Consider the following 23655-nt stretch of genomic DNA (forward strand, 5'->3'; position numbering starts at 1 on the left):
GGCGCAGGATCGCAAAGCCGGAGAGCCGGAAATCAGGCGTTCCGGTTTTCCGTATCGGTGGGATTCAGGATCAACCCGGCATCGCCGCGGGCGCGGGCGTAAAGAATGCGCTCGGCCGCACGTATGCTGCCAGCCTCTCTTGCCGCCTCGGCCCAGACCGAGATCGGAAAATCCCCGGTAAAGAGCAGTTCCCGCTCGATGCCCATGCCGAGGGGCAACCGGATGGACTCCAGTTCCTCCAGAGAGAAACTGCCAAGCTCCGGATAGCCGATATCGGCGAGGCCGAACATGACGTCGCCGTCCGGATCCAGCTCGGTCGCGAGCCAGACGCCTTCGCCGAGCGGATTGAAGAATTTCACGGCGGGCACATGGTCGACGTCGCGCCGCCGGCCGTTGGCGAGCAGGCGAACGCGCAGATCGGGTGTCAGGAGGATCATGCTGCTGCCCTCCTGTCGATGATGTCGGCATCGACGGCGGGACTGTCGGCATCCGGAAGGAAGGACAGGATCCAGTCCGCCGCCTTGCTGGCCTGCGAGGCGGCACGGACGATGGCGCGGGAATCCTCGCGCAGGACCTCGAGCCAGGAGCCGATATAATCTGCGTGGCGCACGGTCGGGACGATGCCGAGCGAAGCGCAGCAGAAAGCCGAAATCTGTTCGGCGATCATCTCTTCGAAGGCGTATTTCTTCGAACCGAAGGACCCGGAAAGATCGCGATTTAGCCGGCTGTGATGCCCGCTGGCGTGACCGATTTCATGAAGTGCGGTCCGATGCCAGTTGATCGGCTCGTAGTAGGCTTGCGGCGGTGGCACGACCACATAGTCGTGGGTGGGGACGTAGAACGCCTTGTCGCCGCCGATGCGGAAGTCGATGCCGGTCGCCCTGATGAGCGCCTCCACCTTCGGCTCGATCAGGCCGGGTGGCGGCGGCGGGGTGGTGACGGCGATATCGTCGGGCAGCCCCTCGCATTGCGCCGTGTTGAACACGGTGAACCGTTTGAGGAAAGGGATGGCCTGCGCCTCTTCGCCGGTCTCGCGGGCACGCTTCTTCTCGTCCTCGGGAACGAAGCGGTCGGCATAAACGACGGTGGTGCCGCGTTCGCCCTTGCGCACATTGCCGCCAAGGGAAAGAGCCTGCCGGAAAGTGAGCCAGCCCTGGCCGGGAAAGCCGTTCTGGACGACGGCACCCCAGAGAAGAAGGATGTTGATGCCGCTGTAGCTTCGGCCCGTGCTGGCATTCTTGGGCAGGCCGAGCGGGGCTTTCGCCGCGGACGTACCCCAGGGCTGCACCCAGGGCACGCGGCCGGCTTCCAGCTCGGCGATGATCTTGCTGGTGATTTCGTCGTACAGGTTCGTCCGGTCCGCGCCGGCGCGTGGGGTGCGATCATATCTGGACATCGCGGTTCTCCGCGACGGGCGCCGGAGACCACTTCTCCGACCCTCAACCCGTCACGGCAAACCCGTCCGCACTCTCACTCTCGCCGGGCCGGAGGCCCGCAAAGGCGCAGAAACGTAAAAGCGCAAAGCCGCCTTCCGGACATCCGCCGACAGCAGCAGCACCACCATGCGTCAGGGATCGACGCCCGCAGGGTGAAGACCCGCGCAAGCGGGGCTTCAGCGCCAGCCGAGGGCCCGGCCCGAAGGGCGGCGCCCAACCTCTAAATCGTCCGAGTATCGTGACATACCTCGGCCATCGCTGAGCTGCCCAACCTCGTAAAGTCGAAGGGACTGCAGGCGATTGCGTGACTACGATGCACCTTTCCACGGTTCGCCCGGCAGGCGTTCGATCAGCGCGGACTGAACCTTCGCCGCCGCCGACTCGAAATCCCAGGCGTAGCCGTTAGCCAGCAGTGGGCCGATGTCAGCAGTGAACTGCGGATCGCTCCGCTTCTGGTGCATGTTCTGCTCGAACAGCGCACGGGTAATGGTTTGGCCGCCATGCTCCATGTAGGAGCTGAAAGTCTGGACGATGCGCTCGGGGTCGGCGTCATTCTGCTCAAGCGCCACGGCCAGATCGAAGAGGTCACGACCCTTCTTGCGCTGGTAGAGCGCGCGCAGTTTGGTGCCGAGTAGTTCGTCCAACTCGTAGGTCGCGATCTCGCAGGCCCCTTCGAACCAGCGCGACGATACGCTGAAGGGAAGCTTCTTGAATCCGTGAACCGCAAAATGCTCGCGCGAATTGATCTCGACCTTCAGCTTCATGGCGATGGGCGGCGCGTCTTCGGATGCGAAACGATAGACGAAGGTCACGCGGCCTTCCGTCTGCTTCCAACGCGGTGCGCCGAGCCACGGGTCGAGCACCGACCGCAGCGCGTCCATCACCGGCCCGGCGGCTTCCGCGCGCATCTGCACGAGGTCGATGTCCTCGGAATAGCGTGCGGCCGGTTTGAGATAGAGTTTGTACAGCGCCGTCCCGCCACGAAAGGCCAGCGCTTCGGCGAGGACCGGATGAGAGAATATCGCGACCAGCGTGCGGCAGATGACGAGGTCCTGCTCGATCTGGATGTCCTGCACCCAGGGCGCCTGCGCCCGCCATTCGGTAATGTAGTCGCGCGGGATCACAGTTCGGCCTCCACGTCGGCGTTGACGAGGAGTTTCCACCCGTCATCTCGAGGCGCACCCTCGGCCGAGGCCATGGGCAGAAGCGGAGCCGTCTGCCGTGCATGTGTGCGAACATAAGATTTCAGCGGTGCGGCAAGCGTGTGGGCATCAACCTTTTCGAGGAGATAGCCAAGACGCTGCGCCCAGGGGATCGGCGCTATTTGCGCCGCCGCGACCAGTTTGCTGGCGTCGAGGTTCTCTGCGAGTTCGCCCAGAACCGTTGCCACCTGGTCGAGGCCGCCGACGTGATCGTAGTAGCCGACAATGTCGACCGCCGTTGCCTCAGGGGTGGAGACGAGCACGGTGCCGCGCGGCGTGTTGAAGGTCTGGACGGGTACCCGTGCGATATCCTTGCGCACGATGAAGGCGACCCGCACCGCGCCGCACGCAAGCGGGCGGCGGCTCTTGGCGACCATCACCTGCGCTTCCTGCGGGCGATGATGGGCAGCGCCGTGATACTGCGCTGCGGAGAGAAGCCCCATATAATAGGGCTGTCCCAGCTTCTGCATGAGCGCCGGGATGAACTGGTCCGCAGGCAGGCACCCGAGGGATCGGTATTCCGGAGGAATGATGACGTAAAAGCCTCGCGTCGGCGAGGCGATCAAACCCTGCTTCGCGAGCCGGTTCAGAGCGAGTTTGGCAGCGTCGGGTGAGACTCCCAGCGCCTCCCGCGCGTCCCCGGAACTGAAATGATAGCGCCCGCCGCTGGCAAGGCGCGTGATATAGTCCCGGGCGTGAATCCGCGATTCTGATTTCATGTGCGCAAAGTATCATTTTTTAATACCTTGCGCAATTGATTCGGGAAAGACCATGCCTGCCAGCAGGATGCCTGGCCCCATTCCTCGTTTCTTGACAAGAGCAGGCCTGCCTACCTGGTTCCGCCTTCGGACTGCGCCTCAGCTCTGGCTGCATGGACGACGCGCGCTATCGCGGCTACGGCGGCCGAGGGCCGTGATCACAGCAGAGGCGAAGCCTTAAGGCCGCAGGCTCGCGTAGGTTTGTATCACCGCATCAGACGGCGCAACACCCGAAGCCGCGATTCGATTTCGTCGCCCGGCAGGAACACAGCCGGATCGTCACGCCATATCTCCAGGGCCGTGAGAAGGAGATCGAGCGGGCTGTTCCCGGCTTCCCTCAGCCGGTCGAGGAGCCATAGCACGCCATGCACTTCCACCTCCATCTCGTGTGCGGTCCGGCGCAGATGCTGATCACCGGTAAGCAAGATCGCCTCTTCATGACGCAACGTCGTCACCAAGCAGAAGCAGTCATTCGCGGAGAGCCGTCCGCGTCCGGCTTTGATCTGCAGCGCTTCACCGACGGCGTCGGGCGGCAGGTCGAACGTGACTAGGCCGCCGTCATCAAGAAGGCGCCATTCCTGCGCCGTGAAATCCAGCAGTTCCGATGCGCGCACCGGGAAGGGCACGACAAAGCGGTGGGGCAGGGACAGCATCGCATGAAGGAGCCGCCCCTTGCGCAGATCGATCAGGCAGGACGCATCATTGACGATCACATACGCCACTGTTCCCGCGGCCCCCTGATCCCCCGTTCAATCTCCGCAAGAGGGCGCTTGAGCAGCTGCGCGGCCCTTGCCGGCGAAATAAGCTGCTCCGCGAGCGCCCTGTAGACCAGCCCTTCGAAGCGCTTGGGCTGTTCGAAGGCGCCGATCCCGATCCCGTCCTCGATCGGCTCCGGCTCCTCCTTGCGCCAGCTCCTGGCGTAGGTGCGGAAGGCGTAGACGATCACGGCTTCCGACAGAATGCCGACATCGCGCAGCCGCATGAGCAGCGCTGCGGCCGACACGCCGTAGAACCTCTTCATCTCCATGATCTCGTGATAGGCGATGCCGTGGCGGCGCGGGCCGACCTCCCGCCTCAGATGTTCGGCAGGCACGAGAAACGCGCCCGCGAAGCGGTGCATGGCGTTCTCGAGTTTGATGTCCTTGCCGGAAACATCCTTGACGACCCTGTGTGCCAGCTCGTGCGCGAGGGTGAACCGCTTGCGCTCGACATTGATGTTCTCCGAAATCACGATGGCTTCGGTGGCGGGCCTGCCGCTGGCGCGCTTCACCACGCAGGTCATGCCGGTGACCCTGTCCGGAAAGTCCGCCTCGATGACCTTGATGCCCTTGTCTTCGAGCAGGCCGGTCATACTCGGAATAGGGTCGGTGCCGAGCTTCCAGTCCTTGCGCAGCCTGTCCGCGAGCTCTTCCGCTTCCTCATAGCTCTCCACGTGATCGCACCGCACCGCCGCGAAAGGGTCGCCTGCGGGCGGCAACTCCAGAATGTCCTCAACGGCGAGATAGTCTTCCAGCGCCTCGGTCACGATCGCCTCCACCCGTGCGCGGTCACGCGCGGACGCGCCGGAATGTTTGCGGAACTCGACGCCTTCCAGTTCCTCGACCTCGCCGCTCATCAGGAAATCGAGCGACACGCCAAGCACCTTGCCGAGCCCTACGAGCACGCGCGAGCTTGGCATCATTTCATTCGCCTCATACTTGCTGATCGCCTGGGCGCTGACAGGCGGGTCCATGATCGCGGCCAGCTCACGCAACGAAAGGCCCGCCTTTTTTCGAGCGATTCTTAGCCTTTCCCCGAGCATATGCCTCTCTCCTTCCTTAGGTTGACGATACGCATTTCAATACCTATATTGTAAACATGTGGTTGATGATTGTCAACCAAATCGATCAAGGAATAGCGCGAATGTCGAAGAAGAATCAGCATGTTGTGCCGCATCCGGACGGTTGGGCGGTGAAGAGCGAAGGCAGCCAGAGGGCGGCGTCTGTCCACCAGACGCAGCGCGAGGCCATCGAGGCGGGCCGCCAGAGCGCGATCGGCAACCGCAGCGAACTTCTCGTACACGGCCGCAACGGCCAGATCAGGGAGCGCAACACCTACGGTTCCGACCCCTATCCGCCGAAGGGGTAGGGACAAAGCCACAGCACCCGGCCGGGGGTTGACGCGCTGCGCCGACTCGGCCTGGTTGGTGAGAACGAAACTCGAACACGCGGAGCCGGCTATGACCGCTTCCCTTGCATTTTTTCCCGTTTCCAACGGGGACATGACCCTGGTCGTTCTTGATAACGACCAGACGGTCCTGATCGACATCAACATTCGCGGCGCAGCCGACGACGAGGACGACGACACGCCTGACGTGGCGACCGACCTCCGGGACCGGCTCAAGCGCGACGACAAGGGTCGGCCCTATGTCGATGTGTTCCTGTCGACCCACCCCCATCAGGACCACATCACGGGGCTGCGGAATCACTTCCATCTCGGGCCGCCGGGCGAATGGAGCAAGGATGACGACAAGATCATCATCCGCGAGATGTGGTCTTCGCCCGTGGTGTTCCGGCGTGCCGACTCCCAGACCCCGCTCTGCGAGGACGCCAAGGCCTGGGCCAAAGAGGCAAGGCGGCGCGTGAAGCGCTTCCGCGAAATCGGCTTCGACACCGTGCCGGGCGACCGGATCCTCATCATGGGCGAGGACATCGACGGCAAGACCGACGACATCCTCGACATCGTCATCAGGCTCGACGAGACCGTGACCGCGGCCAACCGCGTCAGGGCCGGCGTCTTCGAGGCCCGGCTGCTTGCCCCGCTGCCGGCGCAGAGCGACGAGGAAGAGGAGGAGCTGTCCACCAACGAGTCGTCGGTGGTCCTGCGCTTCTCGCTGACCGGCGGCGGCGTTGCCGACCGCTGCCGTTTCCTGACCGGCGGCGATGCCGAGGTCGCGATCTGGCAGCGCCTGTGGCAGCGTCATGGCGACGACAACCCGGACTGGCTGTCCTACGACGTCCTCCAGACGCCCCATCATTGTTCGTGGCGGAGCCTTAGCTTCGATAGCTGGAGAGATCTCGGCGAGGACGCCGAAGTTGACGAGGACGCACGTAGCGCCCTGTCGCAGACCAGGAAGGGCGCCGTCATCGTTGCCAGCAGCAAGCCGATCAAGGACGATGATGACAACCCGCCGCACCACCGGGCGAAGCGGGAATATCTCGGCATCGTCGATGGCGACGACGACCGCTTCTTCTGCACCGACGAGCACCGGGACGACGAAGGGCTGACCCTTGAATTCGAGGTCAAGGCGAGCGGGATCGTCCGCAAGCTTGCCAAGGCCGCCGCGCTTGCCGCGCCGGCGCTTGGCATCAGCGCGACGGCCGCCCATGCGCGCCAGCATGGGTGAGACGACCCGATGTCGACGGACGGGCCGGGCGATCATGCCGAACGCTTTCTGACCGCCGCGCGCACTCATCGCGAGTGCCGCGGCGGCCGGATTGTTTCGGTCGACGAGACGGCCGCGATGATCGAACTCGACATCAATGTCGAGATGCCCCTGCACATGCGGGTCGACGGCGTCAGCGAGAGCGGGGTGCGTCGCACCGAGACCGTTACCGCGCACCTTGGCGCCCGCTATCCGTGGTCGCCGCCGACCTTCTTCCTGCGGGAAGACTTTCCCCGCAACCTGCCCCATCTACAGCCCGGCCCCCTGACGGAACTGCCGCGGCCATGCCTGGTCGACGGTAACGAGCGCGAATTTTTCATCCAGTTCGGGCTGGTTGAGCTGGGCATCTTCAATCTCGTCCATCAGCTTGTCCTGTGGCTGCGGCATGCGGCCGAAGGCGCCCTGATCGACCCGGAGCAGGGGTGGGAACCCACCCTGCGGCGTAACCTGTCGGCCGAAATCGTCATCGATGCCGAGGCCTGCCGTGCGATCGTAGACCGGAACGGCGGGCATCGCGTCCAGAAGGCACGCTTTCTTCGGTCCGGCGCGAACGGCGCGTCGATCGGCGCCGAGGCGTTCGCGTGGATCGACGTTACTCCCGAACAGGCGCCGCTCAGCCGCGACGACAAGAAGCTGTTTACGCACCGCCCCGGGCAAGGCTATGCCGAGGGCAACACGGTCTGCGCCGTGATCTGGCCGGATAAGCTGCCGGCCGGCGGACCGTTTGTCGCTTCTTCCTACATGCCCGAAACCGTCACCACCTATGAGGACCTGGCGGCCCGCGCCGATGAACTCGGTTGCGGACGCGCCCTTCGCGTTTTCATCGACGGCCTGGAACGGTGCTTTCGCGGGTTTGTGCTCGATCCGCCGGTGCCTGTTGCCGTCATTCTTTGCGCGCGCCGTCCGTTCCACCTGATCGGGTCTGCCTCCGACATCGAGCTTCTGCCGTATGTCATCGAAATCCGCGCTCCAAATGGCCGGACATCCTTGTTCGCCGGTGGCGACGCGGAGCCGGTCGCGCCGGCGATCCAGCGCGATACACCCAATCCCGCCTTGTTGCGGCGCGTCTCCGGCGCCCCCGAAATTGCACCCGTCGTGATGCTCGGCTGTGGCAGCGTCGGATCGAAGATGGCGATGCATCTCGCGCGCTCCGGCGTCCCGATTCCGGTCGTCAGCGACAGGAGCAGCCTGCTCCCGCACAACATGGCCCGCCACGCGCTGGCGCGGCCGCCGGTCGCCCGGTCCAAGGCGACGGAGCTGGCTGCGGAGCTTTCACAGATCGGGCAATCGCCGCAGGTCCATGAGGACGACCTTGTCTTCGATCTTCCGGAACGGGACAAGCGCCGCACCCTGTTGCCGAGGGACGCCGGCTGTGCCGTCAACACGACCGCCTCGCTGGCCGTGCGCGAGGCCTTGTCCGCGCTCCCCGCGAAGGAGGTCAAACCGCGTCTCGCCGAAGCGGCGCTGTTCGGGCGCGGGCAAGGCGGGTTCGTGCTGATCGATGGCGCGGCCCACAATCCCACTCTCTCCGATCTGACCGCCGAGCTCTATGCGACCGCCAGGTCGCCGCGCCTGCGCACGCTGCTCTTCGATCCCGGCCACGGGCTCGCCGAGGTCCAGATCGGCCAGGGCTGCTCGTCGCTCACCATGCCGATGACGGATATGCGCCTGTCCGCCATGACGGCCGGCCTCGCCGAGCAGCTCGTGCAGGAGCTTCAGGCGCCCGCCGCCGACGGTCGCATCGTCGTGGCGACGACCGCCGGGGATTCGCCCGACACGAGCTGGTCCTGGCAGTCGGTCCCGCCCTTTGCCGTCGTCGATGTCGAAGGCGCCGACGGCTGGACCCTGCGCATCGCCCGGCGCGTTCTCGACGATATCTATGCGGAGGTCGCCCGCTGGCCTGCGGCCGAGACGGGCGGCCTGATGATCGGCACGTGCAGCGCCCGCCTGCGCACCGTCACGGTCGTCGATCTCCTGCCGGCGCCGCCGGACAGCCAGCGCTCGGCCGGCCGGTTCGTCCTGGGCACCGAGGGGCTCGTGGCGGCGATCAAGGCCCGCCATGCCGAAAGCGGATCGACCCTGTTCGACGTCGGGACCTGGCACTCGCACCTGGCCGACGAGGGACCGTCCGCGCTTGATCGCAAGACGGCGGCCGAACTCGCTGCGGAACGCCCGCCGCCGTCGGCCTTGCTGATCGTCACACCGGCAAGGCTTTTTGGTCTCATGCATGCGCGGCAGGGCGCCACCGGCGGCACGGGCGTCCGGCGGGAGGCGCATTGATGGGCTATGAAGTCGATTTTCTGCCGGTCGGCAATAGCAACGGGGATGCCATCTGCATTCGCTACGGTACGGACGCGACCGGATACACCATTCATGTCGTTGATGGCGGTTATGCCGACACCGGGCAAGCCGTGGTGGATCATATCAGGCAGTACTACGGAGCACCCGGTTTCGTCGATCACGTCGTCCTTTCCCATGCCGATCAGGACCACGCTTCCGGCCTGATCACGGTGATGGAGCAGTGCACCGTCGGCGCTCTGTGGATGAACCGCCCCTGGCTTCATGCCGCGGAAATCATCGACAGCTTCCATGCCAACTATACCGTTCAGGGACTCTGGAAGACGATCCGGGAGGCGTATCCCCTTTTGGTGGAACTGGAGCGCATAGCGATCTCCAATGGCGTTCCAATCTACGAAGTCTTCACCGGCACTCAGATTGGCGCCTTCACCGTCCTTGCGCCGACGAGACAACGATACCTGGCGCTTATTCCTGAACTGGACCGGACTCCGACTTCGTATGCCGAAGCCCAGAAGACGACGGGCCAGACTTTTGCCGAGGCACTGCGCAAGGCGGTGAAATGGGTCGAAAGCTGGTGGGCCGAGAATCTTGACGAGAATCCGCCCCCTGTTTCGGCCTCGAACGAAACCTCGCTTGTCCAGCTCGGCATGATCGACGGACGAACGATTCTGCTCACTGCCGATGTGGGGCCGGTAGGTCTGACCGAGGCGGCAAACGTCGCCGCCTATTACGGCGTCCTCTCGCCACCCAATGTCGTGCAGATCCCACACCATGGCAGTCGACGGAATGTGACGCCGACAGTGCTCAACCGCTGGCTCGGCCCCCCGGTTGCCGAGGGGACAAACCGGGGCACGGCTTTCTGCTCGGTCGGCCTCAACAAACCCGAATACCCGCGCCATCGCGTTAAGAACGCCTTCCTGAGGCGCGGCTATGGCGTCATCGCAACGCGCGATACCTGGAAGTCGTCCTACTATCAATTGCCGCCGAAGCCTGGCTCAATCCCGGTGGCCTCCGAGCCATTCTCCTACGAGTATCACGAATGAGCACCACGCAGTTCATCGATACCTACAACCTTCGCGCCCGGCTGTGGCCCGCTATCCTCGGGATCGCGCCGGCGATCGCACTGGCAGCAATTGCCGTCTCATGGGACGAGCTGAGCTTGCCGCAAGTGATAGCTACGGCAGCGATCGCGGTCCTGTTCGGAGCAGCGTCCGACCTTGCGCGACGCATGGGCAAGCGCTTCGAGCGAAAGATGTTTGCCTCAACCGGCGGCAAACCAATCATGACGCTGCTGAGGCATTCTGACGGGACGCTCGAGACGCGTACCAAAGACCGTTACCGCAATTTCCTGGCCGAGCAGCTAAAGGAACCACCACCCACCGCGGAAGACGAGACACGCGATCCTGCGGCCGCCAACGGATTTTACGATCGCTGCGGAATCTGGCTCCGCGAGCGCACCCGCCGTGACACAGGCAAATACAAGGTTCTGTTTGAAGAGAACGTGACCTACGGGTTCAGGCGAAACTTGTACGGACTGAAATGGCCTGGCCTCACCCTGAATGCGACGGTTGTTGTCGTTTGCCTGTATCTGTTGTCTCCGTATGGAAGCTGGATTAGCGCAACGACCCGGGCGGAACTCCATGCGGTGCTAACCATCGCTGCCATCCACGCCGTGTACTTTCTCTTCTTTGTCACCCGAAGGAGCGTCGAGGAAGCATCCGATCAATACGCGCGGCAGCTTGTCCTTAGTTGCGAAGGTATCATCGAGAACGCCACGGGACACGCCCGACCCTCTCCGACTTCCTGAAGTTCTCACTGGCCGGAGATTGGCAGGCCAGTGACTAAAGGCCGCCTATCCTGTGCCGAACACAGAACCGTACCTGCCATTACACCAGATGCCGGTCAACGCGGCGTTCGTGTCAACTTTTGTAGGTGCGTCGGGGTCGAAGGACCATTTACGAACCTTGCACCGGTCAGGTGATGGGGATTTGTAGATGCTGTGAGGAACGACTGCATTATACGGAAAGTGGTGCGCGGCTGTACGTGGCAATTACTCTGATCACGCGATAGCTCGCAAGCCCTTGGCCTTGACCAGATTGAGCAGCTTGAGCGAAGGGCCGTCCGGTCGCTTTTCTCCCCGCTCCCATTTGCTGATGGCATCCTTACGTACATTCAGATAGTGCGCGAAAACAGGTTGTGAGACCTGCTCGCGCTCCCGTAGCGCGCGGATCTCGTCTGGACTAAGGGGCTCGACTGGTGTCAAGCACATGGCGTCAAACTCGCGCATAGTCGCCTTGTCGACCAGGCCAGCTTTGTGCAGGCCGGCGGCCGTCTTGTGGACGGAAGCAAGGATGCTGCTTTCAGCCTTCCTGTTCTTTGTCATCTCTCGTCACCAAGATCAGTTCACCGCCGCTTTGCGCAGTACGAAGTTCTTCACCCGAAAACCCTAGCAGCACATCCGCCAACTGCCTGAGCGCCTTCAATTCCTTCGCTGACACGTTCGCCTTGTCGCTCTTGGCGAAGCCGTGAACGAAGAAGCTATGGTCACCGGCCTTGAACACGACAATCGTGCGAAAACCGCCCGACTTGCCACCCCCTTCGCGCGCGACCCGCTGCTTGAACACGCCCACGCCGAGATCGGCGTCGTATCGGCCTTCCATCACCTCCGCCGCCGCCTGAAGCAGCCTGTCGGCGGAAAGGCGGGACTTGCGCGCGAATCGGGCGAACTCCTTCGTGACGAAGACGGTCATGCCGAACGGTGCCCACGCAAGCTCCCATATGTATAGTCCTTGGGACTACATTTTTCAAGCTGCAGAAGCATGGGCGCGGTCCTCGTGCGTGGTGCGGCGGGATCGGCGTCCGCTTCCGGACTGGTCGAGAATGGTGGCGATCTCGTCCGCCACCTTGTCGGCTGCGAGCTTCAGCGCTTCGTCAATGTGAATGTAACGCTGCGTCACGCCACGCGCGGCATGGCCGAGAAGTGCGGCGATGGTCAGCTCCGAGAAGCCGAGATCGGCGGCGACGCTGGCGAAGGTATGCCGAAGAGTGTGCAGGGTCACACTAGCGAGGCCCACCCGAGCGCAGACGCGATCGAACACGCGGACCAGGCCGATGAAGTGTCCGTCGCCCCAATCCGCAGGAAAGAAGAACGGCGATTTCGTCCTGGGCTGGGCCAGAAGCAGGTCGACCGCCGACCGGCCAATAACACGGGTCTGCGCGCCGCTCTTGGTATCGGGAAAGCGGATCGCACCCTCTTCCTCGTCCAACCAGGCGCGCTCCAGTCCGAGCCCTTCCATGCGGCGGAAGCCAGTCAGCAGCAGGAAGCGGATGGCGGCGAGGCCGGTGGGGTGCTCGCCATCCTTCTCGGCCGCAAGCATCGCCTTGCCGAGCTTCTCGATCTCGGTACGGCTGAGCCGCCGGTCGCGCGGTGTGCTGGCGATCTTCCGAACGCCTCTGGCCGGATTGTCGTCGATCTTTCCGAGCCGGACTGCGTGCTCGAAGATTGCATGGAGTGTGGACATGGTGCGCGCGGCGACACCCTCCCCGCCGGTGGTCACGCCGCCGCGGGACCCCTTTCGCGGCTTCGACGTCTTGCCCGCCGCTATATCGGCCTGCGCGCCTTCGATGTCCCCGAGTTTCAGTTTGCTGACGACGCGCTTGCCGAGCAACGGCTTGATGTGGGCTTCGATACGGCTCTTGTCCATCGCGAGCGACGAGGCCTTGATCGGGCGCCTGCGCCGGCCAAGAAGACGGCCGCTTTCCGCTTCGCTGAGATACCAGTCGCACAGTGCGGCGACTGTTATCGGCCCGTCAGGATCATCATCGACGTCGGCAGGGTCTTCGCCGGCCGCGATGGCGCCGAGCTTGATCTTGGCCTCGGACCGGGCATTTTCGAGCGTCATGACGCCGTAGCGTCCGATGTTGATACGGCGGCTTTTGCCGGCCGCATTCCGATACTGAAGAATGAAGGTCTTGGCTCCGGCCTTCGTGATGCGAACCCCGAAGCCCTTCAATTCGCCGTCCCAGAGAAATGCCTGTCCCGATGCCGGGGCCTTGAGATCGTCGACCGCCTTCTTGGTGAGCTTGGCCATTTCGCTCCCTCGCTCTATCAATTTGCTTACATGGATTGGTTCTAGCACGTGTGTAAGCACTGTGTAAGCAGATTTGGCGAAAATGGCGGCATATTCTGGCGGACGATGGCGAAGGCGTGTCCAAGATTATTGTGTCATCGTAGTGCTTTAGAGAAACGCCGGATATAGTAGCGAAGGGCCTCGGGAAAGTTGCCAAGGTTGGAGTCGAGGGTTCGAATCCCTTCGCTCTCTTCAGATTTCTAAAGGAAATCAAAGGATTAAGTAAGGGCCATCTTCGGGTGGCCCTTCCCTTTTTGGGCTTGGTCAACACCTGGTCAACACGAATGACGCCTGAGCAGGCAGGACGGGATGATCGCCTGAACACCAGCCGGACGATGCCTCGGCGAGCCGAACTGATTCGAGTCCGTCTCCAATGCGCATTGCCCAACTGGCTCGGGCAGACAAGTGGACCCGCGTATCGTTTCAGGCCGGGCGAGTTCCTTCACCGCGACCAGCAACAGCCCGATGGACAGGAGGGTCGGAATGACGGGTACACTGCCGCCATGCCAGCGTTTTGTTTCGGCGCTGGGCTGGAGATGCCCATAAGGATCAGGGCGAGAACGGCGTTTTTGCCGGCGCGATTCCAAGTCTCGAAGACGTCCGACTCTTGGCTCAGGTAAGATGAGGTACATCACAGGCGCCCAATCCCCGAACGATATCGAGCGCGCTCAAGTTTGATCCTTAAGGCTGCCTTAAGCCTCGTATAGAAATGCGACCTGGAACCTCGGGTGATGACCATGCGCGTGCTGATAGTCGAAGATGATGCCGTCCTCAGAGACGGATTGACGGTGGGCCTTTCGATTGGCGGCTTCACCGCCGATGCGGTCAAAACCTGCGAAGAAGCCGGCGCAGCTCTCACGAACCATGAGTTCGATGCGCTGGTGCTTGACCTGATGCTTCCCGACGGTTCCGGCCTCGACGTGCTGAAATCCCTGCGGGAACGGCAGGACGCCACGCCCGTCCTCCTCCTGACTGCGCGTGATCAGGTCGCCGACCGGATTCACGGACTGGATGCGGGGGCCGACGACTATCTCGGCAAGCCGTTCGACCTCGACGAGGTCGCGGCGCGGCTGCGCGCGCTCGTCCGCCGTGCCGCTGGCCGGCCGCAGGCGCTTATCGAATGGCGCGGCCTGCGGCTCGATCCTGCAAACCAGAATGTCGAACACCAAGGCGAACCCATCCGCCTGTCGCGGCGCGAATACTCGATTTTGCATGCCCTCATGATCCATCCCGGCCGGATCCTGTCGCGGAGCCAGATCGAGGAGAAGCTTTACGGCTGGCAGGAGGAGGTCGAGAGCAATGCTGTCGAGGTCCACATCCATCATCTTCGCGGCAAGCTGGGACCGGGCATGATCCAGACCGTCCGTGGGATCGGCTATCGCCTCGGAGACGAACCGTGATGCCGTCGATCTCCAAACGGCTGTTCCTGATCCTCGCCCTGACCACCGGTCTCGTCTGGCTGTCGGCGGTCGTCTGGATTTTCCTTTCCACGCGCGCGGAGGTGGAACGGGTTCTCGACGCGCGGCTGATGGAAGCCGGCCGGATGGTTTCCTCATTGATCGTCAGCCAGGAGATCGCCATCGATCCGACGCAAACGATCACGTCCGATCTGCCGGTGCGCGGCCACAGCGCCTATGACCGCCAGCTTTCGTGCCAGATATGGTCGCTGCAGGGGACATTGATCGGGCGATCGGATGCGGCGCCCGATCAAGCAATGTCGGAGCACACCGACGGGATCTCCGAAACCGTGATAAATGGTGAGCGGTGGCGGGTTTATGCAATCACCAATACCGAGCGCGGTGTTCGCGTTCTGGTCGGCGACAATCTGAGTATCCGTAACGGGTTGGTGAACGACGTCATCCGCGGTCTTCTCCTGCCGGCCCTGCTGATGTTGCCGGTTCTTGCTGTCCTGATCTGGCTCAGCGTCAGGCGCGGCCTTGAGCCGCTAAGGAAGATCGCAGGCGACCTGGAAGCACGACCCGCCTCCGACCTCAGCCCGATCGAGGACGTGCAGACCGCGAAGGAGATTGCGCCGGTCTTGCAGTCGCTCAACGGATTGTTTGCACGCGTGGCCGGGCTTCGGGAACGCGAGCGCAACTTCACCGCCTTTGCCGCCCACGAACTGCGCACGCCGTTGGCCGGCCTCAAGACGCAGGCGCAGGTCGCGCTTGCAAGCGGCGATGGCACGATCCGCGAGCAGGCATTGCGTCAGATCATGGTTGGCGTAGACCGCACCGGCCGGCTCGTTCGGCAATTGCTGGATATGTCGGCGGTTGAGGCGCTCGACCAGGGCGAGCGTAGTGGGAAGGTATGGCCCGGGAGTATACTGAGAGCGCTCGCGGACGAATTAGCAGATCCGACCAGGGGCGTTGCGGTCGAGGTTTCCCCTGATCTTGACCGCATCGAGCTGGACATCGAGCCGGATCTGTTTGCTCTTGCTGCCCGGAATCTGATGGAGAACGCAGTGAACCATTCGCCGCCCGGAGGCGTCGTCAGGTGTCGTATGGCCGGTCGCGCCGAAGAGGGCCAGATTATCATCGAGGATGATGGTCCCGGTATCCCCGAGGAGGAGTTGGCCCGCGTCACCGAACGTTTCTTTCGCGGCCGCAACAAAGTACCGGTCGGCAGCGGTCTCGGCCTCGCAATCGTCGAACTGGCGCTCGGGCGGAGTGGTTGGCACCTACGACTTCAGAATCGCGATTGCGGAGGGCTGCAAGCTGTGATGGCGAACGCCGCGTGACCCGTTGCACATACATGGTGCGGGGCGCAGCCAACTCATCTTCAAGAAGATGGAGTGCCAGCAGGATGCGCCAACGCAGGGAGTGATCTTCTCGCCGCGCGACGAAGCTATCCCACCAAAAGATGGCCCATAGCCGGATCTGCTATCACAACCAGCGGGCTCCCGTCACGAACGTTGTCGGCGAGGTGGATGACATCCTGATTGATCATCCTGATGAAACGGCCTGGCCGATGGTCCAGAATTCCGGGTTTCCGTGGATGCGATAAATCGTGTCCCGGTTTCCTTCATGAATGTAGAGGGCGCGTGCTCCAAGTGGATTTTTCAGCCCTGGGTCCATGCCGCCATTGGCGATTGAATAGGGCTCTAACTCGGGTTGGCGCGCAACCATTTCATCGGGAGGTGTCCAGCGCGGCCATTCCCGCTTGTATGCGATATGACGCCCTCGGCCAGCCCACGAAAAACCGTCCCTGCCGACACCCACACCGTATCGGGTTGCGCGGCCGTGAGGCTGAACGTGGTAGAGGTAACGGTTTGGCGTATCGACGATGACGGTGCCGGCTCGCTCATCGGTCGGATAGTCGACTTCCGTCCGCCACCATTTCGAATCGACCTTGGAAACGTCGACTTCCGGGATCGGGAAGCGCTCGTTCGTCATTGCGTAGTATATTGGGGGCGTCGGCGGCGTGGGCGGCGTCGCGACCGGCTGCGCGACGTGCGGTGTTTGCCTCGTGGAAACGCATCCGGCGAGGGTCATTGCACTGGCACCAATGAGGAACGCGCGTCGCGCGATTGCGGGTGTCGGTAGCTTAGTCACGTTTCATACGCTCTCTGCTTTGCGATCGATCAAGCCGCACAGCACGATGCCTGTCTTAAGGGCAGCTTAAGGCAAGCGCGGCCGATGATAACGATGCGGCGGGGACTTCAGGCGCCGGCCTGCGGCTCAAGTGATCCGGCCGAACAGGTTTTCGATTGGGTGGGGGCACCTTGTTGGAAACGCGGGCTTGCGTCGCAGGCGAGGAGCACTTTTCCGCCCTTAAGCGGGCCTTAAGGAACGCCCGCTTTGCCGCCGGTCCTGTGAAGGAGACGAGGATGCGGACGCGACTTTTAAGAAACAACGCCGTAGCGTCCGCGGAAGGTGTTGGATGCGGCATCGATGCTGATGCTCAACGCAAGAATGGCCAATGGATCCGCCGCGAGCTTCTGCTCGGGGGCCTGGTGGTACCGGTAGGATTGTTGACGGCTCCCATAGGGATGGCCGCCGCCAATCCAGCTGATATGGTCACGGACGTCGCTTCCCACGGGGAGAGGCTGGAGCAGGTTGCACGAACACATAGCTTCGCGCTCATCGACATCCGTGCGGACTGGTGTGCAGTGTGTCACCGTATTGAGCGGGAAATCCTCGCCCATCCCGCTGTGCTACAACACCTTGAGGCTTTGCCTCTCGTCAGGGTGGACGTCACGACAATGGACGAGGGAAATCGCCAGCTCCTATCCCACCTTGGAGCGAGCGGCCCGCCAACATTCTTCATCGTGGATGCAGCCACCGGACGGGAGTACGACGGCACCCGTTCGGTCGGATCGTTCAGCAGGCGTGATCTCATGCGCCGATTGCGGCCGTTCATCCGATAGTCCGTAGTCTGGATAACCTGCCATCGCATCTTCGGATCGATGGATCCTTAAGGCTGCCTTAAGCTCGGGAGAGTGTGCTCGCTCCAATATCCATGATCTGGAGCTTTGACCATGCACGATCGGCGCCACCGCACATCCACACTTCTTCCCTTTTCTATCGGTGGGCCGCCATTTCGCAGTGCGATGAGCCGGCGGACCTTGCTTTCGGGGTTGGCGGCGCTCGCTGCCGCCGGCCTTGCCATGCCCGTGCGTGCCGACGACATGTCAGCCGAGATGATCCTGAACGACCCGGAGGCGCCGGTCGGCGGCAACCCGAATGGCGACCTGACGATCGTCTCGTTCTTTGACTACAACTGCCCGTTCTGCAAGCGCACCGTCGAGCCGCTGAACGCTGTGCTGGAATCGGACGGCAATGTGCGCCACGTCTATAAGGACTGGCCGATCCTCGCGCAGTCGTCCGTCTATGGCGCAAAGCTGGCGTTGGCGGCCAGGTATCAGAACCGCTACGAGGATGCCTATCTGGCGCTGATGGGTGTCGAAGGCTCGCGGGTTCCGGAAGAGCGGATGCGACAGGCATTGGAAGGCGCTCGCTTTGACATGGCGGGTCTTGAGACCGAAGCCAACCGCCGTGACGCCGAAATCACCGCCTTGCTTCAGCGCAACAACGCGCAGGCCGAGGGGCTGGGCCTGCGCGGCACGCCTGTGTTTCTGATCGGTCGGTTTCTCGTCGCCTCCGCCCTCGACGAGGACGGCTTCCGCCAAGTTGTCGCAGACGCTCGCAAAGCGTCCTGATACTCCCCCCCGATCGCGATCATCCGAGTAATTGCATGTCCTCAATCCCCTTACTCCGCCTCCTTGCCGTCCTGTTCTTCGTCTTCCTGTCGCTGCCCGCCGCGGCGCAACAGGAGGATCTCCTGCAAGCCGAGGAAGCCTTCCGTTTCTCGGTTGAGCGGAATGCGGATCAGCAGATCCAGCTCCGTTGGGAGATCGAGGGAGGCTATTATCTCTATCGCGACCATCTGGAAGCGAAGGATGCCGCGACCGGCGAGCCGGTCCCGCTTTCGACTCGACCAGGCGTCGTGGAGACAGGGGATGCCAACTTCGGCCCTTCGGAGGTCTATTATCTTGAAGCGGTGGCACGTCTTGGCGTCGAAGCGCCCGGGCAGGTCGCAGTCACCTATCAGGGCTGCAAAAAGGATTCGATCTGCTATCCGCCGCTGACCCTGACGATCAACACGGCAAACCTTCAGGTTTCCGAACCCGTTGTGGGCTTTGGCATAGCTACAACTCCGGCCGCCCCTGCCGGAGGGACGGGAAGCGGCAGCTTCAACCTGGCCGAGGACACGCAGGGCGGTGGCATGGTCGGCTCGCTTCTCGCCAGCGGCGGTGCGATCTGGGTGATCGTGAGCTTCCTCGCCTTCGGGCTTCTGCTCGCCTTTACGCCTTGCGTGCTGCCCATGTATCCGATCCTCAGCGCGACCCTGGCGCGCGAGGGCGAGGCATTGACGGCCCGGCGCGGCTTCATCCTGTCTTTGGCCTACGTGCTGGCGATGGCCGCAGCGTTTGGCATGCTTGGCGTCGTCGCCGCGTGGTCTGGCCAAAACCTCCAGATGGTGCTGCAATCGCCATACGCCATTGGCGCCGTCGCAGCGCTGTTCGTGGTGCTGGCGACGGCGATGTTCGGCCTGTTCGAACTGCAACTGCCGACCACCTGGGCCAGCCGGATGGCAGGGGTACAGGCCGGCACGCGCGGCTCGGTGGGCGGAGCCGCCGGAATGGGCTTCCTTTCCGCGCTGATCGTCGGTCCCTGCGTCACCGCGCCGCTCGCGGCGGCACTTCTCTATATCGCACATACGGGCGATGCCTGGATCGGCGCGAGTGCGCTGTTCGCCCTCGGGCTCGGCCAAGGCATTCCGCTGATCGCATTTGGCACGATGGGGAGCCGCGCTCTGCCGCGTGCGGGGGCGTGGATGGTGCAGGTCAAATACGCGTTCGGCTTCGTCTTTCTCGGCGCGGCGATCTGGATGGTCTCCCGAATCCTGCCGCCGCAAGTGACGCTGGCGCTTTGGGCGGGCCTCCTCTTGATTGTTGCGGTCTTCATCGGCGTCGCTGATCGGCTCCTGGCCGATGCGGGTGCCTGGCCACGTTTCCGCAAAGCCGCCGGACTTGGGGTTTCCCTCGGCAGCGTGTTTCTGGCAATCGGGGCTGCGTCGGGCGGAACCGACCCGCTGCGCCCGCTCGCCCACTTCGTCACGACCGGTTCAGGCCAGCAGATCGCCCAGTCCGAGATGACATTCATCGAGGCAAACTCGACGCCGCAGGTCGAGCAAGCGATTGCCTCTGCCAACGGACGTCCGACATTGGTCTATTTCACGGCCGACTGGTGCGTCATCTGCAAGACGATCGAACGCGACGTCTTTTCGAGCACGGAAATCGTTGCCGCACTGAACGACTTCCAGCGTGTCAAGGTGGATCTGACCGCACTGGATGAGGTCAGTCAGGGCCTGATGCGCGATCTTGCTGTGGTCGGCCCACCGACCATGATCTTCTTCAACCGAAATGCCTCGGAGGCAAACGGCTCCCGCCTCATCGGCGATGTGACAACCGATACGTTGCTGACATCGGTCTCTCAGGCGAGGCAGTGAGATGAACGCAGTCGCCATCGGGCCTTTCGTCTTCGCACCCGACCGCTTCGCCGCGATCCTCGCCATCGCCGCCTTTCTCCTGCTGAGCGAGATCCTCGCCCGCAGGGTCGATCAGCGCTTTTCGTCCTGGGCCTGGGGCGCGACCGTCGCTTTCGTGGTCGGCGCACGCGTCGGGCACGTCATCCAGCACGCGAGCAGTTTCCTCGCCGAGCCGCTGCGCGTATTCTACATGTGGCAGGGCGGCTTCATGATTGAAGCCGGCATTGCGCTGGCGTTCGCCCACACGTTCTTTCGCTTCCGGCGCGAATTGCGGCTCACATTGTGGACGGCCCTGCCGAGCGCCGCTGCGGCCTATGTCGCGTTCTTCGTGCTGCAGCTCACCGCCGGCGCGCCGGCGACCCCGCTGCCAACCGGAGGCATTTACCGCACGCTGGCCGGTGAACGGTTCAATCCAAGTGGACTCGAAGGCCAACCGGTGGTCATCAACCTGTGGGCGACGTGGTGCCCGCCGTGCCGTCGTGAACTGCCGATGATGGCGGACGTTGCCGCAAATACGGACGCTGCCGAACTTGTCTTCGTCAACCAAGGTGAAGGCCAGGAGATCATTCAGCGCTACCTCACAGCCGAGAATCTTGAGCTTGAGCATGTGGTGCTCGACGGACTCGGTGAGTTCGGTCGTCATTACGAGGTACCGGGCCTGCCGGCTACGTTGTTCCTCAAGAGCGACGGGACGCTGCAATCGGTACACATGGGCGAGATCTCAAGAGAAGCCCTCGTGAGCGGCATTCAAGGTCTCGAATAGCCGCCGCAGGTCCGGCACGGCTGGCTTTTGCTGACGACCGTGACGAAGCTGCGACCATCCTCATGATGTTTTGTCATGCAATCCTCATTGAACCTGCCATTCTCGGACGCTATTGGGCAAGGCAACAGGTCTTAGGGCCTTTGATCGAGACGAGCCTTAATTGTCTCCATCTGCTCGATCTCGCTGCGCTGGGCTGCGATGATTTCTTCGCAAAGCGTCAGCAATTCAGCATCGCGCAGGTCTGCTTCCCGGCACATGAGGATCGCGCCCGAGTGGTGCGGGATCATCGAATCGATGAACTGCCCGTCACCGATCAGGGTTTGGCTTCGTGTGGCTGCGAATGAGGCGATCGTCAAGACGAGGAAGACGGCGTAGAGGGTGATATTGAGCCCTTTTCGCGGAAACATGCCGGGCATCGTTGCCAGCATGAAGATGCCCATCGGCGCCCACATGGTCACGGCCATGTAGAACATGTTGAGATTGTTTCGGAAATCTTGAAATCCGTCGATCATCGAGAACATGACGACGTACATGACGATCAGGCCGAGCGCCATGTTGATCCAGAACATTAGGTAGGGACGTCCTTCGCCGTGATCGGCGTGTTCGTGCTTGCCATTATGGGACGATTGGGTCATCTCGTGGCTCCTTGGTTTTCGCTTAATGTCCGAGACCGATGCCCATGGGCTTGAGTAGCATCCAGATCGCCATGCCGACCATCATCAGGTTCTCCGTCAGCGAGACGAAGCCGAGCGGAACGTTGCTGTCACCGCCAACGCAGGCGCATTTGAGTTCGCGCTTGTCGATATAGACCGCCTTGAAGACCGATACGGCTCCGACAGTGCCGATGAAGAGGGCAACGGGGATCGACAGCCACATCAGCGCGCCGGCCATCATCAGGATGCCCGCCAGCGCTTCGGCGAACGGATAGACGTAGGAGTAGCGCACCCAGCGCTGGGCGAGCAGATCGTAGTTGAGGAACATGGTAGCGAAGCTTTCCACGTCCTTGAGCTTCTGCAGGGCGAGCAGACACATGGCGATGGCAATGAACCATTCTGCCGCCGCAACGGTCGCAAGGGTACCGAACGCGGCCCAACTCGTCGCTAGCGCCATCAACGCAGCCATCGCGAACAACGCGATCACCGGCGTATAGGTGGTGGCGTCCTTGTCCTTTACCTCCTTGCCGAAGAAGGCGAGAAGATCGTCGTAGCCGCCGATGCGATTGCCGCCGATAAAGGTCTGCGGTGTGGTGTCGACGCCGTGCGTTTTCTTGAAAGCATCGATCTCGGCGCGCGACGTCAGCTCATGATCGTTGACCTCGTAGCCCTGCCGTTTCAGGAGGTCGAGCGATTTGAGACCGTAGGGACAGGTATGTTCGTGGGTCACCATCCTGTGCAGGTCGGCGCGTTTTGCGGTGGAAGTGGCCATGTCGTCAGTCCTTCGATTTCAGAGTTTTGCTTTTGCGAACACCTCGACCAACTCGCTGAATTTGCGGCGTTGCGCGTCCGCATCACCTGCCGCTATCGCTTCCTCGACACAGCAAGCGGCGTGGGTCTTGAGGATTTCGGTCTCGACCTTGGCCAGCGCCGCCTTGATGGCGTGGATCTGATGCAGGATATCGATGCAGTAACGGTCATCGGCCACCATCTGGCTGACCCCTCGCACCTGTCCTTCGATTCGCTTGAGCCTCGCGCGGAGGGCTTTGTTGTCCTTCTGGCACATGGCCGTAAAATACCCCGTATGGGTATATTTAAGGTTCGAGAGCCATCTTGGTTCCCTCCGATCAAAAAATCTCGCCGGCGCTTTCTGTCTGCTTTGCACCATTGTCGCGATCATCAGTGGGGTTGACCTTCCAATGGTTGGAACCCTCATCTTGGAGGGCCAAACGAAGGAGATGGACATGAAGATCAGAGCCGAGAATCTGATCGCCGCAGTTGGAGAGCTTCGGGTCGGGTTGCTTGCGGTCAGGGATCTGGCCGATACGCTGTTATCCCTGGTCGAGGCCGCGGACGCATCACCATTATCGAAACAGGGTTCCAGACGTGGTTCAGCGTCCACGCGAGCCGTTTGCCTTGACCGAAGGCGCACCGATGGGGCGCTTGTCGCCTTCGCGGTGGCAACCGTCCTCGTGCTGATGACCGGCAAAGGAAAAGGGCGGAATTGATCCGCCCTTCACCGTCTCATTGGCTGCGCTTGGCCAGCCATTCCTGCATCTGCGCGATTTCCGCCTCCTGGGCGGAGATGACCTCCTCAGCAAGTGCTCGCACCTCGGGGTCTGATCCGTGTTCGAGAACGACACGAGCCATGTCGATGGCGCCCTGGTGATGGGGGATCATGCCGCGCATGAAATCCTCATCCGCATCGCCCGTAAACTCGATCGCCATATCGGCATGCATCTTGTCGTTGACTTGCTGGTAGGCGCGAATGACAGGGTTATCCGAAGGCGGGGTGGCGCCGTGTCCGGCATGTTCGCCGTGATTCATGGTCGCTCCTTGGCCTTGCTCGTCCATCTGAGACTGTGCGTAGGCGAGTCCGCCAGCAATGACGAACGCGCCGGCAATGAAGATCGGGGTGAGCTTGTTCATGACGCAGCT

The 23655-nt window shown here is 62.5% G+C and carries 26 protein-coding genes and 1 pseudogene; 12 read left to right on the forward strand and 15 right to left on the reverse strand.

What is annotated here, in order from left to right; translation table 11 throughout:
* Positions 1 to 32: 32 nt before the first annotated feature.
* The 6 genes from ACVNHC_RS22310 to ACVNHC_RS22335 form a co-directional block, all read right to left on the reverse strand.
* Positions 33 to 437 (reverse strand): DUF2958 domain-containing protein, encoded by a 405-nt coding sequence (locus ACVNHC_RS22310; protein WP_457169594.1) that lies wholly within the window; start codon positions 435 to 437, stop codon positions 33 to 35.
* Positions 434 to 1396 carry an ArdC family protein gene (locus ACVNHC_RS22315; protein WP_457169596.1) on the reverse strand — a complete coding sequence of 321 codons (963 nt, stop codon included), beginning with the start codon at positions 1394 to 1396 and terminating at the stop codon, positions 434 to 436. The genes ACVNHC_RS22310 and ACVNHC_RS22315 overlap by 4 nt, the downstream gene beginning before the upstream one ends.
* A 348-nt stretch (positions 1397 to 1744) precedes the next feature.
* Positions 1745 to 2560, reverse strand: a complete 816-nt coding sequence (locus ACVNHC_RS22320; RefSeq protein ID WP_457169598.1) for a nucleotidyl transferase AbiEii/AbiGii toxin family protein — start codon at positions 2558 to 2560, stop codon at positions 1745 to 1747.
* Complete coding sequence (locus ACVNHC_RS22325) at positions 2557 to 3357, reverse strand: type IV toxin-antitoxin system AbiEi family antitoxin (RefSeq protein WP_457169599.1); 801 nt, start codon at positions 3355 to 3357, stop codon at positions 2557 to 2559. The genes ACVNHC_RS22320 and ACVNHC_RS22325 overlap by 4 nt, the downstream gene beginning before the upstream one ends.
* Before the next feature lie 245 nt (positions 3358 to 3602).
* On the reverse strand, positions 3603 to 4118 hold the full coding sequence (locus ACVNHC_RS22330) for a type II toxin-antitoxin system VapC family toxin (protein WP_457169601.1): 516 nt from the start codon (positions 4116 to 4118) through the stop codon (positions 3603 to 3605).
* On the reverse strand, positions 4106 to 5197 hold the full coding sequence (locus ACVNHC_RS22335; RefSeq protein WP_457169603.1) for a helix-turn-helix domain-containing protein: 1092 nt from the start codon (positions 5195 to 5197) through the stop codon (positions 4106 to 4108). The genes ACVNHC_RS22330 and ACVNHC_RS22335 overlap by 13 nt, the downstream gene beginning before the upstream one ends.
* Before the next feature lie 101 nt (positions 5198 to 5298).
* Between ACVNHC_RS22335 and ACVNHC_RS22340 the strand changes: the two genes are divergently transcribed.
* From ACVNHC_RS22340 to ACVNHC_RS22360, 5 genes are all read left to right on the forward strand, one after another.
* Positions 5299 to 5523 (forward strand): DUF2188 domain-containing protein, encoded by a 225-nt coding sequence (locus ACVNHC_RS22340; RefSeq protein ID WP_457169605.1) that lies wholly within the window; start codon positions 5299 to 5301, stop codon positions 5521 to 5523.
* 91 nt (positions 5524 to 5614) lie between these two features.
* Positions 5615 to 6781, forward strand: a complete 1167-nt coding sequence (locus ACVNHC_RS22345; protein WP_457169607.1) for a hypothetical protein — start codon at positions 5615 to 5617, stop codon at positions 6779 to 6781.
* A gap of 9 nt (positions 6782 to 6790) precedes the next feature.
* On the forward strand, positions 6791 to 9100 hold the full coding sequence (locus ACVNHC_RS22350) for a Mov34/MPN/PAD-1 family protein (protein WP_457169609.1): 2310 nt from the start codon (positions 6791 to 6793) through the stop codon (positions 9098 to 9100).
* Positions 9100 to 10161: a ComEC/Rec2 family competence protein gene (locus ACVNHC_RS22355; protein WP_457169611.1), complete on the forward strand. Its 1062-nt coding sequence runs from the start codon at positions 9100 to 9102 to the stop codon at positions 10159 to 10161. The genes ACVNHC_RS22350 and ACVNHC_RS22355 overlap by 1 nt, the downstream gene beginning before the upstream one ends.
* The gene (locus ACVNHC_RS22360) at positions 10158 to 10925 is read left to right on the forward strand and encodes a hypothetical protein (RefSeq protein WP_457169613.1); all 768 of its coding nucleotides are present in this window, start codon (positions 10158 to 10160) and stop codon (positions 10923 to 10925) included. Before ACVNHC_RS22355 ends, ACVNHC_RS22360 begins: the two co-directional genes overlap by 4 nt.
* 252 nt (positions 10926 to 11177) lie before the next feature.
* On the opposite strand, the gene ACVNHC_RS22365 is transcribed toward ACVNHC_RS22360, so the two are convergent.
* The 3 genes from ACVNHC_RS22365 to ACVNHC_RS22375 are packed head-to-tail and all read right to left on the reverse strand — an operon-like array spanning position 11178 to position 13209.
* Positions 11178 to 11501, reverse strand: a complete 324-nt coding sequence (locus ACVNHC_RS22365) for a helix-turn-helix domain-containing protein (RefSeq protein ID WP_457169615.1) — start codon at positions 11499 to 11501, stop codon at positions 11178 to 11180.
* Positions 11479 to 11868, reverse strand: coding sequence for a type II toxin-antitoxin system RelE/ParE family toxin (locus ACVNHC_RS22370; RefSeq protein ID WP_457169617.1), 390 nt, complete (start codon positions 11866 to 11868; stop codon positions 11479 to 11481). The genes ACVNHC_RS22365 and ACVNHC_RS22370 overlap by 23 nt, the downstream gene beginning before the upstream one ends.
* Before the next feature lie 54 nt (positions 11869 to 11922).
* Positions 11923 to 13209: an integrase arm-type DNA-binding domain-containing protein gene (locus ACVNHC_RS22375; RefSeq protein ID WP_457169619.1), complete on the reverse strand. Its 1287-nt coding sequence runs from the start codon at positions 13207 to 13209 to the stop codon at positions 11923 to 11925.
* A gap of 776 nt (positions 13210 to 13985) precedes the next feature.
* On the opposite strand from ACVNHC_RS22375, the gene ACVNHC_RS22380 reads away from it, so the two are divergent.
* Positions 13986 to 14648, forward strand: coding sequence for a response regulator (locus ACVNHC_RS22380; protein WP_012092695.1), 663 nt, complete (start codon positions 13986 to 13988; stop codon positions 14646 to 14648).
* On the forward strand, positions 14648 to 15988 hold the full coding sequence (locus ACVNHC_RS22385; RefSeq protein WP_122520882.1) for an ATP-binding protein: 1341 nt from the start codon (positions 14648 to 14650) through the stop codon (positions 15986 to 15988). The genes ACVNHC_RS22380 and ACVNHC_RS22385 overlap by 1 nt, the downstream gene beginning before the upstream one ends.
* A gap of 107 nt (positions 15989 to 16095) precedes the next feature.
* On the opposite strand, the pseudogene ACVNHC_RS22390 reads toward ACVNHC_RS22385, so the two are convergent.
* Together ACVNHC_RS22390 and ACVNHC_RS22395 are read right to left on the reverse strand one after the other, a co-directional pair.
* Positions 16096 to 16742 (reverse strand): annotated as a pseudogene (locus ACVNHC_RS22390) (L,D-transpeptidase).
* Positions 16743 to 17092: 350 nt separating this feature from the next.
* The gene (locus tag ACVNHC_RS22395) at positions 17093 to 17395 is read right to left on the reverse strand and encodes a hypothetical protein (protein ID WP_457169679.1); all 303 of its coding nucleotides are present in this window, start codon (positions 17393 to 17395) and stop codon (positions 17093 to 17095) included.
* On the opposite strand from ACVNHC_RS22395, the gene ACVNHC_RS22400 reads away from it, so the two are divergent.
* The 4 genes from ACVNHC_RS22400 (at position 17339) to ACVNHC_RS22415 (ending at position 21064) form a co-directional block, all read left to right on the forward strand.
* Entirely contained in the window at positions 17339 to 17617 is a 279-nt protein-coding gene (locus ACVNHC_RS22400) for a thioredoxin family protein (protein WP_457169673.1), read from the forward strand. The two genes, ACVNHC_RS22395 and ACVNHC_RS22400, sit on opposite strands and share 57 nt — an antisense overlap.
* A 183-nt stretch (positions 17618 to 17800) precedes the next feature.
* Positions 17801 to 18409 carry a DsbA family protein gene (locus ACVNHC_RS22405; protein ID WP_122520885.1) on the forward strand — a complete coding sequence of 203 codons (609 nt, stop codon included), beginning with the start codon at positions 17801 to 17803 and terminating at the stop codon, positions 18407 to 18409.
* Between the two features lie 35 nt (positions 18410 to 18444).
* Complete coding sequence (dsbD, locus tag ACVNHC_RS22410; RefSeq protein WP_122520886.1) at positions 18445 to 20262, forward strand: protein-disulfide reductase DsbD; 1818 nt, start codon at positions 18445 to 18447, stop codon at positions 20260 to 20262.
* 1 nt (position 20263) lies between these two features.
* The gene (locus tag ACVNHC_RS22415; RefSeq protein ID WP_122520887.1) at positions 20264 to 21064 is read left to right on the forward strand and encodes a TlpA disulfide reductase family protein; all 801 of its coding nucleotides are present in this window, start codon (positions 20264 to 20266) and stop codon (positions 21062 to 21064) included.
* Between the two features lie 131 nt (positions 21065 to 21195).
* Here ACVNHC_RS22415 and ACVNHC_RS22420 read toward each other — a convergent pair whose 3' ends face one another.
* The 3 genes from ACVNHC_RS22420 to ACVNHC_RS22430 are packed head-to-tail and all read right to left on the reverse strand — an operon-like array spanning position 21196 to position 22897.
* Positions 21196 to 21699 (reverse strand): DUF305 domain-containing protein, encoded by a 504-nt coding sequence (locus ACVNHC_RS22420; protein WP_012092688.1) that lies wholly within the window; start codon positions 21697 to 21699, stop codon positions 21196 to 21198.
* Positions 21700 to 21721: 22 nt separating this feature from the next.
* Positions 21722 to 22489: a glutaredoxin family protein gene (locus tag ACVNHC_RS22425; protein ID WP_122520888.1), complete on the reverse strand. Its 768-nt coding sequence runs from the start codon at positions 22487 to 22489 to the stop codon at positions 21722 to 21724.
* Positions 22490 to 22507: 18 nt separating this feature from the next.
* Entirely contained in the window at positions 22508 to 22897 is a 390-nt protein-coding gene (locus tag ACVNHC_RS22430) for a metal-sensitive transcriptional regulator (protein ID WP_012092686.1), read from the reverse strand.
* 64 nt (positions 22898 to 22961) lie between these two features.
* Between ACVNHC_RS22430 and ACVNHC_RS22435 the strand changes: the two genes are divergently transcribed.
* Complete coding sequence (locus ACVNHC_RS22435) at positions 22962 to 23225, forward strand: hypothetical protein (RefSeq protein WP_163001344.1); 264 nt, start codon at positions 22962 to 22964, stop codon at positions 23223 to 23225.
* A 16-nt stretch (positions 23226 to 23241) separates the two neighbouring features.
* On the opposite strand, the gene copM is transcribed toward ACVNHC_RS22435, so the two are convergent.
* Complete coding sequence (gene copM / locus ACVNHC_RS22440; RefSeq protein ID WP_122520890.1) at positions 23242 to 23646, reverse strand: CopM family metallochaperone; 405 nt, start codon at positions 23644 to 23646, stop codon at positions 23242 to 23244.
* Between the last annotated feature and the right edge of the window lie 9 nt (positions 23647 to 23655).

The organism is Pannonibacter sp. Q-1 (assembly GCF_054073275.1).

What these genes read in the sequence shown, in the direction of transcription:
- ACVNHC_RS22325 (WP_457169599.1), bottom strand. Translation starts at nt 3,357, where the DNA reads ATGAAATCAGAATCGCGGATTCACGCCCGGGACTATATCACGCGCCTT.
- ACVNHC_RS22415 (WP_122520887.1), top strand. Translation starts at nt 20,264, where the DNA reads ATGAACGCAGTCGCCATCGGGCCTTTCGTCTTCGCACCCGACCGCTTC.
- ACVNHC_RS22370 (WP_457169617.1), bottom strand. Translation starts at nt 11,868, where the DNA reads ATGACCGTCTTCGTCACGAAGGAGTTCGCCCGATTCGCGCGCAAGTCC.
- copM (WP_122520890.1), bottom strand. Translation starts at nt 23,646, where the DNA reads ATGAACAAGCTCACCCCGATCTTCATTGCCGGCGCGTTCGTCATTGCT.
- ACVNHC_RS22375 (WP_457169619.1), bottom strand. Translation starts at nt 13,209, where the DNA reads ATGGCCAAGCTCACCAAGAAGGCGGTCGACGATCTCAAGGCCCCGGCA.
- ACVNHC_RS22430 (WP_012092686.1), bottom strand. Translation starts at nt 22,897, where the DNA reads ATGATCGCGACAATGGTGCAAAGCAGACAGAAAGCGCCGGCGAGATTT.
- ACVNHC_RS22380 (WP_012092695.1), top strand. Translation starts at nt 13,986, where the DNA reads ATGCGCGTGCTGATAGTCGAAGATGATGCCGTCCTCAGAGACGGATTG.
- ACVNHC_RS22395 (WP_457169679.1), bottom strand. Translation starts at nt 17,395, where the DNA reads ATGGGCGAGGATTTCCCGCTCAATACGGTGACACACTGCACACCAGTC.
- ACVNHC_RS22340 (WP_457169605.1), top strand. Translation starts at nt 5,299, where the DNA reads ATGTCGAAGAAGAATCAGCATGTTGTGCCGCATCCGGACGGTTGGGCG.
- ACVNHC_RS22435 (WP_163001344.1), top strand. Translation starts at nt 22,962, where the DNA reads ATGAAGATCAGAGCCGAGAATCTGATCGCCGCAGTTGGAGAGCTTCGG.
- ACVNHC_RS22360 (WP_457169613.1), top strand. Translation starts at nt 10,158, where the DNA reads ATGAGCACCACGCAGTTCATCGATACCTACAACCTTCGCGCCCGGCTG.
- ACVNHC_RS22315 (WP_457169596.1), bottom strand. Translation starts at nt 1,396, where the DNA reads ATGTCCAGATATGATCGCACCCCACGCGCCGGCGCGGACCGGACGAAC.
- ACVNHC_RS22405 (WP_122520885.1), top strand. Translation starts at nt 17,801, where the DNA reads ATGAGCCGGCGGACCTTGCTTTCGGGGTTGGCGGCGCTCGCTGCCGCC.
- ACVNHC_RS22425 (WP_122520888.1), bottom strand. Translation starts at nt 22,489, where the DNA reads ATGGCCACTTCCACCGCAAAACGCGCCGACCTGCACAGGATGGTGACC.
- ACVNHC_RS22335 (WP_457169603.1), bottom strand. Translation starts at nt 5,197, where the DNA reads ATGCTCGGGGAAAGGCTAAGAATCGCTCGAAAAAAGGCGGGCCTTTCG.
- dsbD (WP_122520886.1), top strand. Translation starts at nt 18,445, where the DNA reads ATGTCCTCAATCCCCTTACTCCGCCTCCTTGCCGTCCTGTTCTTCGTC.
- ACVNHC_RS22310 (WP_457169594.1), bottom strand. Translation starts at nt 437, where the DNA reads ATGATCCTCCTGACACCCGATCTGCGCGTTCGCCTGCTCGCCAACGGC.
- ACVNHC_RS22355 (WP_457169611.1), top strand. Translation starts at nt 9,100, where the DNA reads ATGGGCTATGAAGTCGATTTTCTGCCGGTCGGCAATAGCAACGGGGAT.
- ACVNHC_RS22365 (WP_457169615.1), bottom strand. Translation starts at nt 11,501, where the DNA reads ATGACAAAGAACAGGAAGGCTGAAAGCAGCATCCTTGCTTCCGTCCAC.
- ACVNHC_RS22420 (WP_012092688.1), bottom strand. Translation starts at nt 21,699, where the DNA reads ATGACCCAATCGTCCCATAATGGCAAGCACGAACACGCCGATCACGGC.
- ACVNHC_RS22350 (WP_457169609.1), top strand. Translation starts at nt 6,791, where the DNA reads ATGTCGACGGACGGGCCGGGCGATCATGCCGAACGCTTTCTGACCGCC.
- ACVNHC_RS22385 (WP_122520882.1), top strand. Translation starts at nt 14,648, where the DNA reads ATGCCGTCGATCTCCAAACGGCTGTTCCTGATCCTCGCCCTGACCACC.
- ACVNHC_RS22345 (WP_457169607.1), top strand. Translation starts at nt 5,615, where the DNA reads ATGACCGCTTCCCTTGCATTTTTTCCCGTTTCCAACGGGGACATGACC.